The 13,336-nt window shown below is 46.4% G+C and carries 12 protein-coding genes; 3 read left to right on the top strand and 9 right to left on the bottom strand.

The annotated features are described in order from the left end of the window. Positions 1 to 2: 2 nt before the first annotated feature. From LHUE1_RS10710 to LHUE1_RS10690, 5 genes are all read right to left on the bottom strand, one after another. Entirely contained in the window at positions 3 to 1,568 is a 1,566-nt protein-coding gene (locus LHUE1_RS10710; protein WP_049173050.1) for a glycosyltransferase, read from the bottom strand. A 10-nt stretch (positions 1,569 to 1,578) separates the two neighbouring features. Next, positions 1,579 to 3,165 carry a glycosyltransferase family 4 protein gene (locus LHUE1_RS10705; RefSeq protein ID WP_049173048.1) on the bottom strand — a complete coding sequence of 529 codons (1,587 nt, stop codon included), beginning with the start codon at positions 3,163 to 3,165 and terminating at the stop codon, positions 1,579 to 1,581. Positions 3,166 to 3,724: 559 nt separating this feature from the next. After that, complete coding sequence (galU, locus tag LHUE1_RS10700) at positions 3,725 to 4,639, bottom strand: UTP--glucose-1-phosphate uridylyltransferase GalU (protein ID WP_049173056.1); 915 nt, start codon at positions 4,637 to 4,639, stop codon at positions 3,725 to 3,727. Positions 4,640 to 4,801: 162 nt separating this feature from the next. Next, entirely contained in the window at positions 4,802 to 5,875 is a 1,074-nt protein-coding gene (locus LHUE1_RS10695; protein ID WP_049173046.1) for a phosphomevalonate kinase, read from the bottom strand. 202 nt (positions 5,876 to 6,077) lie between these two features. Further along, positions 6,078 to 6,968, bottom strand: a complete 891-nt coding sequence (locus tag LHUE1_RS10690; protein ID WP_049173044.1) for a glycosyltransferase — start codon at positions 6,966 to 6,968, stop codon at positions 6,078 to 6,080. A 210-nt stretch (positions 6,969 to 7,178) separates the two neighbouring features. Here LHUE1_RS10690 and LHUE1_RS10685 point away from each other — a divergent pair, with 210 nt between their 5' ends. Beyond that, complete coding sequence (locus LHUE1_RS10685) at positions 7,179 to 7,388, top strand: DUF1659 domain-containing protein (protein ID WP_049173042.1); 210 nt, start codon at positions 7,179 to 7,181, stop codon at positions 7,386 to 7,388. Between the two features lie 20 nt (positions 7,389 to 7,408). Further along, a complete protein-coding gene (locus LHUE1_RS10680) occupies positions 7,409 to 7,642 on the top strand; it encodes a DUF2922 domain-containing protein (RefSeq protein ID WP_010489103.1) in 234 nt (77 codons plus the stop codon). 308 nt (positions 7,643 to 7,950) lie between these two features. On the opposite strand, the gene LHUE1_RS10670 is transcribed toward LHUE1_RS10680, so the two are convergent. After that, on the bottom strand, positions 7,951 to 8,997 hold the full coding sequence (locus LHUE1_RS10670; RefSeq protein WP_049173040.1) for a glycosyltransferase family 2 protein: 1,047 nt from the start codon (positions 8,995 to 8,997) through the stop codon (positions 7,951 to 7,953). Between the two features lie 188 nt (positions 8,998 to 9,185). Then, entirely contained in the window at positions 9,186 to 10,010 is an 825-nt protein-coding gene (gene map, locus LHUE1_RS10665; protein ID WP_025013679.1) for a type I methionyl aminopeptidase, read from the bottom strand. A gap of 200 nt (positions 10,011 to 10,210) precedes the next feature. Here map and LHUE1_RS10660 point away from each other — a divergent pair, with 200 nt between their 5' ends. Further along, positions 10,211 to 10,672: a flavodoxin gene (locus LHUE1_RS10660; protein WP_049173038.1), complete on the top strand. Its 462-nt coding sequence runs from the start codon at positions 10,211 to 10,213 to the stop codon at positions 10,670 to 10,672. Positions 10,673 to 10,749: 77 nt separating this feature from the next. On the opposite strand, the gene LHUE1_RS10655 is transcribed toward LHUE1_RS10660, so the two are convergent. Both LHUE1_RS10655 and LHUE1_RS10650 read right to left on the bottom strand, forming a co-directional pair. After that, entirely contained in the window at positions 10,750 to 11,751 is a 1,002-nt protein-coding gene (locus tag LHUE1_RS10655) for a YihY/virulence factor BrkB family protein (protein ID WP_277848248.1), read from the bottom strand. Positions 11,752 to 11,886: 135 nt separating this feature from the next. Next, positions 11,887 to 13,263, bottom strand: a complete 1,377-nt coding sequence (locus LHUE1_RS10650) for a DUF2252 domain-containing protein (protein WP_049173034.1) — start codon at positions 13,261 to 13,263, stop codon at positions 11,887 to 11,889. Positions 13,264 to 13,336 lie beyond the last annotated feature (73 nt).

Here is a 13,336-nt window from a genome sequence, read left to right as displayed (position 1 = left end):
TGCTAATTCCCCCCTAACGCCTTGGACGTCAGCGATGCCGAACGATCAGAACCCACCGTTTCCCGGATGTCTTTCATCGCCTTTTGCCAAGCCGTTTCGGCATTTGCCTGCGAGAAATCTCCTCGTTTTTCCAATGCGGCAGTGTGCATTTGTTCCCATAGTTTCCGATCCGACAAAATCTTTGTCACTTTTGCTGCCATATCCGTTATGGCGCCGTTTTTAGCAAGATAGCCATTGACGCCATCCGCAACTAATGCGCTTGCACCATAGGGAGTATCGTAAGCAACGATTGGAACACCGTAACTCATTGCCTCTAGCAAGTTCATCCCAAAGCCCTCATTTCGGGAAGTCTGCAAGATGACGCTTCCTTTTTCATAGACGCTTGCTAACTGATCGCCAGTGACATAATCAGCAAAGGCCACCTGCTCGCGTACGCCTTCTTTTTTTGCTAAGTCCTTGAGCTTCTCGAGATAGTCTTGATCAATCGCATAACCCCGAAACTCAAGCTTGGCATCGGGAAGCGTTTCGTGAACTTTGGCTAAAACGCGGATCGCCTGATCAGGACGTTTTTCTGGCGAGAGTCGTCCTACAAACAAAATCAGATGCGGATCGCGTTTTGCTTCGTTGATTGGTTTTAGGCCGCGCGGAACATAGGTATCTGGCGCAACGATCACTGGCAGATCCGGCAAACGTGCGCGCAAATCTTTTTGTTCCGCCACAGTGGCAACGATGAGCCCGTCAAAATCTGCGCGGTGCTCTTCAAGTAACGGTTGATAAGCCGGCAGCCAGTCAGCACGTTTGCCCGACCGCCGCAACGGCACGTCATGCAGGTATGCCCACTTACTACCAGCTTGTTGGACACTTGCCACGACATAGTCCAAATCGCGCCGATCAGAAATCAACAGGCTATGCGGATGCGCAGCCGTCAGTTCATTCAGGAAAAATAAAAACAGTTGGTCTTCGAGATTAAACCGAAAGTTACGCCCTTTATAATCCAAAAGTTTCCACATCGTTGGCTGAACGTTGCCCTCGATATTCATATGCGTTACTTCGAGAACCGTTTTACCTGCCAGATTTAAAAATTTCTGGACAGCAAGCTGGCCATCCGGATGGAAATAGTCGACTGACGACTTGAAGCCGCGCCAATCAAAGTTTTCCCTAACCGCTGGATTGTTAAAGCGATCCAAATACGTGATGCTATGAACCAAGCCGACAGTCCCCGGCATGACTTGAATCTTGGCAATTTCCCGACCAGCCTCGTTAATCATCGTTTCGTTTGGGCCATGTGCAATCAAATGATATTCATCCAGAGGAATCTGCGACAGAAGGCGTAAATTTTGTTCGCGCCGCTGCACATCCACTGTTCCTTGGAAAAAATCGTACATATTGAGCACATCTTCTGCTTGTAGCCCTAAATCAAGGCGATTATGGGCTAACAACGGATTGTAGTTGCGTGTCACATACTGCGCGCGAAGGCCCATATCTTTGAAAAGGTGAACCCGTTGCGCTTGGGAAAACTCGGTACCGGAGTTCATGACGAAAATATCGTTGCCGATAAAATAATTCATGCTTTTTTCCTCATTGGTTGTGTACTAATGCTGGCATGGCCTGCAACTTGCTAGGCCATTGTGACTGAGCATCCTTTAGCAGCGCTTGCCAAGCTTGCCATACATTGGTTTCTGAATACCGCTTTGCCGAATCATAAGCACCTGTCGAATATTGTTGTGCCAGTTCCGGATCGCGCAGTACATCAAGTATGGCGGCTGCCAACGCCTTGTAATCGCCATTAGCCACAATTCGACCGTTAATTCCGTCTTCAATAATTTCATTGGGTCCATAGTTAACATCGTACGTGAACCCGATCAACCCGTGTGAAATGGCCTCCATGATACCTAAGTTAAATCCTTCCATCCGCGACGTGAGGCCATACATCATGGCGTGATTTTCAACTTCTGCAACATCAGTGGTGTAACCTTTAAACTTCACAACCTCTTCCAGGTGGTCCTCCTTGATCACCGCTTCAATCGCTCGCCGCGCCTTGAAGTTTTCTGAAGGATCCGCATACCCGTATAAATCTAAGCTGACAGCAGGTATCGCGCGATGCACAATACCAATAGCCCGCACCAGATCATCAAGTCGCTTTTCCCAAGCGATACGGGCAAAAACGACCATTTTGCCAAACTGCCGCTTTGCTACAGGAATTCGTGGTTCGGCTAGCTGTCGATCAGGAATAATGCCCACAGGAATGGTAAACAGTTTTGTCTGCGGCGAAAACCGTGCCTCGACGTCTCGAGTTTGCCGGTGAGTCGCTGAAACCACGGCATCGTAACCGTTCATGGCGTGCATGCCAAACTCATAAAAGTTGTTCAAAATAGCATTCATCGGATCTTGTGAGTCGCTAGCATGTGAGTTGTGCAAATAAAAAACTGTATAAGCTGGCCTTTTCAAATGGAGCAAGCCCCAATCCCCTAAATGTGAGCGATCAAGCACAAAAATATTCGGTGTCGTTTCTGACCAAAAAGTCTCGTTAAGTAAATCAAAAAAATGTTTGGTCAGACGCTCAATCGTATCAAATTGACGAACAGTTCCATCCCGATCAATCAATCGCCAGCCTGACTTTTGGCGCTTGCCAACCGCGTCATCCTTATTAAAAGTTTCCAAGACCGTCTTCCCGGCAGGCGTTTGCCAAGTTTCCGTGCCGATTTTGTTGTCTGGTGTATACCATTGGCTTAGTGATACAAAACCGCGACTGTCATAGTGATCGACCCGAAAAAGATTGTTGAAACCGTCAAAGAGTTCAACCGACTGAACTGTCCTATTGTTATTCAAATTAACCCGTGCAACCAGCTGCTCGCGTGCCGTGAAGACCAGATCCCGCCTCTCCTCATGTTGCACGTGTGTATTCATGACCCCAAAATCAAGCTCTGACGTAACAATCTTTTTGGAAGGGACATCCAACGCTTCCTGAAAATAGTCAAACATGCCAATCAGCTGTCGATCCGCAATCCCAGCCTCTTTGGCATGAACGTGGAGTTGTGGATCCCAGTCACGAATCACGATACGCGACTCAACGTGATGGGCATTAAAGAGTCTAAAGCGAGCCAGTTCCGCATGTTCAATTCCCGACTTTTGTTTGGGCATTGATGCGTTTATGAAGAAATTCATACTTGTAAAATCCTCCTGCAACGCTTCCACTGGATTAGACGGCCATTAACGAACACAAATTTCAGTGACTTCCGGTACCATCTCCCTCCTCGATGTTTGGATTAACCAAACTTATGTTATATTATATCTGACAGTTTTAATTTTTAACAGTTATTACCTCGGTTTATTTTTTAAGTCAATTTTCAGTTTAATCATTTATAAGTTCCGTCATTTCAACGTTTTCAATAACTTATAGTTAAATTAAAAAGGGCAACTGAAAATGCTTGCAAGAATGATTTGACACAAGCCGTATTCATAATTCAAAAGTTATTTAATATACCCAATCAGCTTATTAACCGGTTTTGTATCCACTATGACTTAACACCAATGGCAGCTGGAATCGCCCACAAAAAAAGCTTCATTTCAGCCACTTGTTCCTGACTGAAATGAAGCTAATATAGAAAACTAAATTTAAGCTGCCGCTGACATAACCATGAGGAAGGACACTTCATCGTAAGACGAATAGCCTTGCCTTGTCCCTTTTGCTCCTCATGTGTCATCGACATTCATTTACATCAAATTACTTTTTATTTGCCGGTTTGCCAACAGATTTGCCTGACTGCAATTTCGCGGCTAAATCAAGAATATAAGCCCGCAGCTCATCCTTAACTTCTGGATGGGTTAAGCCATATTCGATATTGGTTTTGACATAACCGAATTTGTTGCCGACATCATATCGATCGCCGGTAAACTCATGGGCGAAGACCCGTTGCGTTTGATTCAGTGTGTCAATGGCATCGGTCAGCTGGATTTCGTTTCCTTTACCCGGCTTTTGGTTTTCAAGAATGTCGAAAATCTCCGGTGTCAATAAGTAACGGCCGATAATTGCCAAGTCGCTTGGTGCATCAGCGACTGCTGGCTTTTCAACGAACTTCTTCACGTTGAAGAGGCCTTTGGAGACTTCTTTTTCAGGATCAATGACGCCGTAAGCCGATACCTCATCATGTGGAACTTTCTTAACGGCAAGAATCGAGGCATGGGTCTTATCGTACTCATTGATGAGTTGTTTGGTTAACGGAACCTTGTCGTTCATCAAATCATCGCCAAGCATCACAACGAATGGCTCGTCGCCTACAAACGACTTAGCTAACCGAACGGCATCCCCAAGGCCACGCGGATATGGCTGGCGCACGAAGAACAAGTTAACCCCGATATCGGTGGTTGAATGAACAAGCTGCAACAAGGCATCTTTATGTTTTTCTTTTAGATTTTGTTCCAATTCAGGAGCAGAATCGAAGTGATCCTCGATGGAACGTTTTTGTTTACCCTCAACAATCAGAATATCTTCAATACCACTGGCTTTAGCTTCTTCAACGATGAATTGAATCGTCGGTTTGTCAACAATTGGCAACATTTCCTTAGCTAAAGCTTTTGTTGCCGGCAAAAAACGGGTCCCAAGCCCGGCTGCCGGAATGACTGCTTTACGAACTTTCACACGCATACAAGTCCCTTCTCTACTAATTTAACTACCTACTCTACTATACTAGAAACCGCTTGCGAAGAGTACACGATTCCGCTAATTCTAAGAAAGAATTCATGACTTCATCGCAAAAAAATAAAAAAATCTCGGTTATTGTCAAAATGACCGGGATTTTTGTTAATCATTAATTTCATGGACTTTGAACTTCAGCGGTTCAATATGGTGCTTTCGCCAAGCCGCCAGCAACGGCTGAATGGCCTGATGGGAATCAATCAAAACGATTCCACAGTCACCACCGCCTGCTCCTGAAGATTTAGCCGCACCACCTGCTTCTTCAGCCAGCGTCACTAATTGCCGCAAAGCCGGCGTTTGAATCGCAACCCCCGAAAAGTGTGCCAACTCGTCCAACAACTCACGGTTACGGCGAATGCCAGCCTGAATATGACTGAGCGAATGTTCCCTAAAGCCGGTAATGAGTTTCTCAAGTGTCTCGCGACTTGCCGTCAAAAACTGTTGATAAAGTTGTGGCTTTTTGGCTTTAGCCAAGGTGATTTTATCGACTAATTGTGATGTCGATGCTGGCGAACCGGTCCAGCCAACCAGTAGTTGCATATCTGCTGGCGCCGTTAACAACTCAATCGACAAGTCCGGCCAGTCAGCGTTGATCAAATCTGCCAGTGACATCTGATTTCTGGCAGCCGCCAACCATGCTTTGTCAAACGAGCGGTAAGCGATCCACCCGCCGTAAACCGACGCAGCAATGTCACCTAAAGAGCCATTACCCTGAACATCGAGGTGGGCAATGGCCGCAAGCTTATAAATCTGGTCTTTGGACATCTTCAAATCATAAAACTTGGCGAGCGCTTTGATCGTTGCAACCGTTACCGCCGCGGAACTCCCCAAACCATACTTCTTTCCGTCTTTGGCATCCAGTTGCGAATCAATATAAAGCTTGTATAAAGCAAGCGGTTTATTTAATTCACGCGCATACTGCTCTGTTAATTTAATCGCCGAGAGAATGTAATGAAATGGATTATCCCGGTTATCAAAAACCATTTCGTCGCCTTGGCGTTGCCAGTATAACGAGTTTTCTTGATACTGTTCAGACACGATACTGCCGAAATGCTTCGCGGCTTCGACCGTCACAGTGACAAATTGATCCAATGCCACAATGATTGCCGGGAAGCCGGTTTCGACCACCGCGTATTCACCGGCAACATAAAGTTTGCCTGGCGCCTGCGCTGTTATCACACAATCAGAACCCTTCAATTTTCATTAATCAAGGACCCCAGAAGGAATCCGACTGTAAGTATAGCCGACCTTAAGTGACAAAAATGTTAGTCAGCAAAAACCTTACCCTTTTTAAAGAAATACCTTAATTATTTTAGCAGACATTAGACTTTCTGCAAGAGCGGGAGCAGGAGCACTTAGAAATGGAGAAATAAGCCGCTTATCATTTTTGCTGTCCAGGATCCAAAAACGCTAACTGTTTCTCCTTAATCTCGGCAAACGTCTGCCACCACATTCTTTCCCAACGCGTGGTTGGCGTAAATTTATCCCACGGCATGGGAAAATAGCCATTCGAGGCAAAATGAATGATCCCCGGCCGGTCCAACTGGCTTCTTATTTCATTGACCCGTTGCGGTGCCAAATGTTCATACTTATTCAGTAACCGATCATCGTATTGCAGATTAAACCGCCACGGCAACAGATGAATGTGCTGATAAAAGACAATGTTGATAATATTTTGGTCACCATACGGGTAATTACGCCGATTGATAGCGGCCATCATCTTGTCAAACGGCGCAAAAGCCCGATAAGCGCGGGCATTAGCCACAAATACTCCCGCATTGATGTATTGGTCCGTACTAGGCAGGAAAAATTCCTTTGCCCGATTATGATTCGGGTGTGTGGCATCTTCGTAATCTAAAACCCCACCAAGGATGTCCTCCGGTGTTAGCTGATCAAACAGTTCATTTACATCGGTTGTGACCAGCACATCATTGTCCAAATAAGCCAACTGATCATACGCCTGGAAATAATAAGGCAGCAACAGCCGCCAAAGGACCATTTTCGGCAATTTTGTGCCTGTTTCAAAATGATCCGAGACTTTTTCCATCATATCGTAAGGCGGCGTCCAAAAGTCAATCGATACTTGTTCTTTGCCAAACAACTGGGGCATCTGGCGAATGAAGTCGATATCTTCTTGATACCCACCCTCCATTATCACCAGTATTTTCATCGGATTGGCTGATTTATAGTGCTTGATTAAAGATGTTATCGCCGTAGCTGTCAGCATAATATGTAAACCTTTTACACAAAAGACGACTGCTCGATTTATCATTCTATCTCCTCTGATAATTGTCATGTCACAGATTGCAAACCTTCAGTGCTGCTGTACGTTAAAATTTTCCCTCACCGCGTTGTCAAATCATCCTCCTTAGCAATTTATATCAGTGTAAGGCAAAACAACCGCCTTACAAACCAAGCCACTGTTAAACGACATCGGCCGAGTCGTTAACAAACCAGTCATTCACTATAAGGAGGAATCACCATGAGCCGCAATATCACGAGCCAAACGATTGTTTATACCCTGACCGACCCGGAGAACGAAGCATTCAAGCAGGTACGGCGGATGAACAACGTTGACCCTAATGCCAAAGACGAAGAATTGCTGGCAATCGGTCAAGCGTTTGCGAAGCTTTATCCAAACGCAACACTGACCAGCACCGTCTTGCAACAACAAGCTGCTGTCGTCGCCTAAGTTAACCGGAGGGATTATTAATGAAAACACTGATTTTTAGTTTCAAGTCCGAAGCTGGTAAAGCCACAAGCATTCGGATCAACAAATACGACGCTGAGATCACGGCCGACCAGGCGCAGCAATTCGCCGACGCCGTTGCCCAGGCACAGGCTTTCAAAAAGGAAGGCATGAATCTGTATGCCACACCGGTCAGTGCTAAAGTGACCGAAACCAACAGCACCGACCTCTTCACCACCGAAAAAAAGCCCGCGTAAAGTAAAGGGTCAAAACTGACCTTCCCCAACACGGCACCCCATTTTCCATGATAATCGATATGAAGCAGCCATTGCCTTCTTTTGAGGGCGATGGCTGCTTTTTTGGTGAGCGTGAGCCGGTGCGGTTAGGAGCCGGAGTGTAAGCGGCCTTGGGTGTGATGGCGCGTCCTTTGCCATTGCGACCAAAGTCCTTACACGCAGGCTCCTGCGCCGGGAAACGCATTATGGTGAGCGCGTTATAGAAAGCGGAAATTCGATTTCACATTTGCCAACAAAACAACAAATTCTCCCACAACATGAACGACCTATCACGACTCCTTCTTAGCCTCATCGCTTTCACGACCGGCCAACTTATTCAAGTCATCAAATGTTGGTAATCCCAGCAAATGCGACCAGGCGCGCAACTTACCTAAAAGGCTTGCTTTCCCCGGCTTGTCTGCCGCCAATGCATTGGCATCCCCGGCCGAAATAATGCCTTGAAATTCGCGGGCATACTGCGCTAAAACCATTCCTAACTGCTGCGCGTAGCCCCAGTTAGCCACTAACTGCCGCGGCGACATTTTCGATAACACAAACAAACTCAACGCCGCATACCGGCGTACTGCCAACGAAGTCAGTTCCGGTTTTTTCCGCGCAAGCGTCAGGAAAACGGCACCCAGTTGGTGAATGGCTTCCAGATCGCGCTTTTGAAATTTAGCATGAACGCTACTGGTCGCGTTAAATCGGTAGTAATATCGCGGTTGATCGACAAAATGAATTTGATCAATGCGTGGCAAGAGTTGGCCGATGAAATAAGCATCTTCAAGTAAATTAAAGTTGGCAACCGGCACTGGCTCCTTGAACAAATCGGCGCGAAACATTTTATTCCATAAATAGCCACGCAGATCATGGTCCTCAAGCCAATACCGATACTTGTCATCACCTTCGATTGTAAATACAGGCGCGTGAAACGACCGGGCTTTAATTTTAGTGCCGCCAATATAGTTATAGTAATTGACCACCGTCATATCGACCCGCGGCGTTTGCATCCCTTCTGCCATAGTTGATAACCACTGGGGGTGAACCAGATCATCGCTGTCCATGAAAGCGAGGAACGAGCCCTTGGCGTGTTCAATGCCAACCTGCCGCGCGCGGGCCTGGCCACCATTTTTAACCCGAACAACATGAATTCGCGCATTCTGGCGGGCATAGGCTGCTAAAATAATCTTACTGGTATCCACTGACCCGTCGTCCACGCAAATGATCTCAAAATTCGAATAATCCTGCGCCAGCAAACTATCCAGTGCCTGAGCCAGATACTTTTCGGCATTATAGACCGGCATGATGACCGAGATCAATGCTTCCTGAGCTGCCATATCGTCCCTCTTTTCTCTTGTACTTGCAATGTCTATTATCCGCCAGCACGGTATCTAAAAGCGATATACTTGGCCAAATAAAACAACAAAAGCAGGAAACAAATGGCTGCTTCCTGCTTACAGGTTCCGTGATGGCTGGTTCTGATTAACCGTTCGTCATGCCTTGGTCTGGCTAACGGCGAATCCCATTATTCCGGAAGCGTCTTGAGATCGTCTTCGGTCAACTGATACTTGGCGTCAATCGGATCACCTTGTGAGGTCAGAATCTTCGGACCGTTATCCGTAATCACAAGGGTATGCTCGTACTGGGCACATTTACTGCCATCAGCCGTAACATAGTATTCCCATGTATCGCCTGGCACCTGTTTGCCCTTAATCTTCCAGGTACCTTCCGTGATCATCGGTTCGATCGTAATGGTCATGCCTGCCTTGAGCCGCAAGCCGTGACCAGGAACGCCATAATGCGGCACATTCGGACTTTCATGCATCGTCGGCTGAATGCCATGACCCACAAGCTCACGAACATCCCCATAACCGTTGTCGTCTTCTGTATAGGTCTGAATCGCCGCGCCAATATCACCGATTCGATTACCGACGACCGCTTCATCAATCCCCAGATATAATGACTTCTTGGTCACATCCATCAGCTTCTGGTCAGCTTCCGAGACCTTACCGACACCATATGTCCAGCAGGAATCGCTAAAATAGCCATGCCAACTGATCACTGTATCGACACTCACAACATCGCCGTCTTTTAATTTCAATCCCTTACGCGGAACGGCATGAGCAACTTCATCATTAATGCTGACGCAGGTCACATACTTGTAGCCTTCAAAACCAACTTGTTCTGCTTTAGCGCCATGAGACTCAAAAAACTCTTTGGCGAACTTTTCGATTTCCCAGCTTGAGATTCCCGGTTTAATAATATCGCGCAAGCCAACATGCATCGCTGCTAAAATAGCGCCTGACTTGGCCATACCTTTTATTTCACGTGCTGATTTGATGGTAATCAAACTTCTTGCCTGCTTTCCAATACGATTTTAACTCGCAATTAGTGTAGCATTAATTGGAAAAGAGCGCGAGTGCAGCCATTGTGATGAATGAATCGCCCAGAAGCTGTCACCCTATGCTATAATCAGGCGAATGAACAAGCACAACAGCCTCGCCGTCATCGGAAAATCGAGAGCTGTTTTTTAGGAGGATGACTAGAATAATGGCAAGCGCGAGAATTGTATATGCCAGCCTAACCGGTAACAATGAAGACATCGCCAGTATTGTTGAAGAGGCTTTTGAAGATTTGAATGTCGATGTCACGACCACGGAAGTCTCACAAGCCTTGGCTAGCGATTTTGAAGATGTTGATATTTGTGTGACGGCAACTTACACCTATTCGGATGTTGGTGACGGCGAGTTACCGGATGAAGCAGTTGATTTTTATGAAGAGCTTCAGGATCTCGACCTGACTGGTAAAGTGTATGGCTGTTGCGGCAGCGGCGACCGGTTCTATGACGACTTCGCCACGTCTGTCGATGATTTCGACAAGGCGTTCGCCAAAACCGGCGCAACCAAGGGAGCCGAGAATGTTAAAATCGATCTTTCTCCTGAAGAAGAAGACATCAAGCATCTGGAAGCCTTCACCAAACAGTTAGTCGAAAAATTCAAATCTATGCAATAAAATAAACTGAACCCAAAAGGCTCGCGCAGATTGTCGCGCGAGCCTTTTATTGTGCCGCTGAAGGCAAATTGAATTCATTATGATTTCTCTTTTGGCCGCGGCGTTTTCACCCGCCGCTTCACAAAGTCGTGGACTTTTCCCTTACTGCGATGAAGCCGACCGATGAAATACTCTGCCGTCAGCGCATTGATCACCGCACCCCACAATAAAACCAATGACGAAAAATTCAGCCACAACATAATGGCAATGAACGTACCGATAGTGCCATACGACAGGTAACGGGTGCCGAAATAATGCATATACAACGAAAAGGCTTGGGCAATCAGAAGCCAGCCAATCACTGTGAATGCAGTGCCTGGCAGCACCGTCCATATCTTGATTTTGACATTCGGTAAAAAATAATCAAGAAACATAATGATGATGAATAATGCCGTAACCGTCACCGGCCAACGTAAGGTATTAAATGTTTTTAGCCAATCATCGTTCAAGCGTAGCAAAGGAATCAACCACTCGAGAAATTGGCGGCCAAATGCAAAAGCAATTAAAATCGTGCCCATCACAATAATCAGCATAAAAGTCATCAGCATCGACAACAACCGTTGAATAATGAAATTCTGCGTGGCATCTACGCCATAAACCTGATTAAAGCCCATCTTCAGGCCATTCACACCTAGGCTAGCAGCCCACAATGTGGCGACAGCACCGATTCCCAATAACCCGCCACTACTTGTGTTTAATAAATTGGCAATCACCGGATCGAGCCACTTCATCACATTCGAAGGCACCGCCTGTGTCAAATAAGTTGCTAAACTACTGTAAGTCAGCCCCAGGTATGGCAAGGCGTTGGCAACAAATAAGATCAAAGGAAAGAGCGATAATAACGCATAGTAGGCGATAGCCGCCGCGCTTTGGCCGATGTTGGATTCAGCCACACGATTCATTGCCAAGCGGACAAAGACCCAAAACTTGGTCCGGCGCGGCAACTTCATCTCTGCTAACGCCATCTGGCCTGAACGAATCATGTCCTGTTGTTCCGCTGAAAGCAACGGTCGCTTTTGGCGATGCTTTTTCCGTGCCATGCTTTACCCTCCCTCCTACTAACGATTAAAGCTCTCTTTAATTTTGCCAGAGTCAATCCAGTAAAAACAAGCAAAACTTATTTTGATTCATCAATCAATCGAATAATAACGGCACTCGAAATGGTGCATTGCCGTTTATGCCAGAAGATGTGAGTCAACTGCGCGCAGAAAAGCGGCATAATCGGCTTTAACCTGGTTCACATACCACTTACTCCACCGCTGAACCGCACTGTCGAAATGCTTGTCCAAATAACCAGTGACGACTGCTGCTTGGGGTGTTTGGGCGTGTGCCATGGCCAAAAGATACGCCGTCATCTGGGTATAATACTGAAATTCAGTAAAGCTAAGTTCCTCCAGATCCACCGAACCTTTCATATCTCGAAACTGGCGGACGTAAAAACTTTTATCGCCGACGTTAAACCAACCTAAAAAGGGATCAGAGGCTTTTTGAAGTATCATCTGCGCGGCAATGATTCGCTGTCCTTGGCTAACTTCCTGCTGCAACGTGATGCGTTCGGTGTGCGGTAATAATTCTGGCCGTGGCGGTAATGCTTCCTTGACCTGCAGGACTAAATGACTGCCGCCTAAGCCGCTGAGCAAAACTAAGTAGCAGTTCGTCCCGAAACTACCAATACCAACGCTGTGGTGAATAATATCCGTAATTCGATACTGGCTTAACAAAACCAGAATATCCGAACGCGCGGTCTTGCGATACTGGGTAAACCCATCATAAATCGCCTGGTAAGTTGCTTGGTCAAGCCGCACGGAACTCGGCGGATCGTCTTTGAACCGCATGTGGCCATCATCAGTTGTCAGGGTATATTTTTTAACGACAGAATCATTATTGCGTTTTGTCGCTTTCTTAACGAATTTCGCCAACAATTGCGAGTCTTCTGCGCCGGGAATTTCCTGCATAAGATGATTGACCTCAGTGGATTGATAGAAGCGATCCAAAGCACCAAGCTTGAAGAGATCCCGTAAGGTTTTGCGATAAATGCTGGCATCGGTTTGCACCAGCTCATCTAACTTATCTGCCGCAAACCCCTGCTGATCACCAAGCAGATAAACACTGGTTAGTAGACGTTTGATATCAAATTCGAAGCTATTAATCTGAGCTTCGTCAAAGTCATTGAGGTCGAAAAGTAAATTTCGTTCCGGCGAGGCGTAAAAGCCGAAGTTTTGTAAGTGCGCATCGCCATCGATTAACAGATTGATCCCCGATTTCTCACCTTGGCGCAAATCATACGCCATCAGTTCGGCAGTGCCACGGAAAAAGGCCGCCTGCGATGCACCCATTCGCTGGTGACGCATTGGCAATAGCGATTCCGTCAAATTCTGTTCCACACTATTAATAAACTGAACCGGATCACGATCAATTTTACTAACGGCAGCGAGGCTCTCAATCGGGGCGGTCTCTCGAATCTTTTTCCCCGTCTCCTTCAAATCATCAATCGTATACTTAGCTGCGACTCGCTCGCGTAATAATTCTTTAAGGTCGGATGAACTTCCCATAACTGACTCCTTCTTGGTTTTAGGTGCTGTCCGTTTCATTTTGTTAGGATAACACTTGGTAAGTCAAAAATAG

It is taken from the genome of Lacticaseibacillus huelsenbergensis, assembly GCF_029726355.1.
GTDB lineage: Bacteria > Bacillota > Bacilli > Lactobacillales > Lactobacillaceae > Lacticaseibacillus > Lacticaseibacillus casei.
This window is presented reverse-complemented; position numbering and strand designations above follow the sequence as displayed.

Coding starts and splice junctions, on each gene's coding strand:
- LHUE1_RS10650 (WP_049173034.1), bottom strand. CDS start 13,263: ATGGGAAGTTCATCCGACCTTAAAGAATTATTACGCGAGCGAGTCGCA.
- LHUE1_RS10710 (WP_049173050.1), bottom strand. CDS start 1,568: ATGAATTATTTTATCGGCAACGATATTTTCGTCATGAACTCCGGTACC.
- LHUE1_RS10680 (WP_010489103.1), top strand. CDS start 7,409: ATGAAAACACTGATTTTTAGTTTCAAGTCCGAAGCTGGTAAAGCCACA.
- LHUE1_RS10705 (WP_049173048.1), bottom strand. CDS start 3,165: ATGAATTTCTTCATAAACGCATCAATGCCCAAACAAAAGTCGGGAATT.
- LHUE1_RS10690 (WP_049173044.1), bottom strand. CDS start 6,968: ATGATAAATCGAGCAGTCGTCTTTTGTGTAAAAGGTTTACATATTATG.
- LHUE1_RS10670 (WP_049173040.1), bottom strand. CDS start 8,997: ATGGCAGCTCAGGAAGCATTGATCTCGGTCATCATGCCGGTCTATAAT.
- LHUE1_RS10660 (WP_049173038.1), top strand. CDS start 10,211: ATGGCAAGCGCGAGAATTGTATATGCCAGCCTAACCGGTAACAATGAA.
- LHUE1_RS10685 (WP_049173042.1), top strand. CDS start 7,179: ATGAGCCGCAATATCACGAGCCAAACGATTGTTTATACCCTGACCGAC.
- LHUE1_RS10655 (WP_277848248.1), bottom strand. CDS start 11,751: ATGGCACGGAAAAAGCATCGCCAAAAGCGACCGTTGCTTTCAGCGGAA.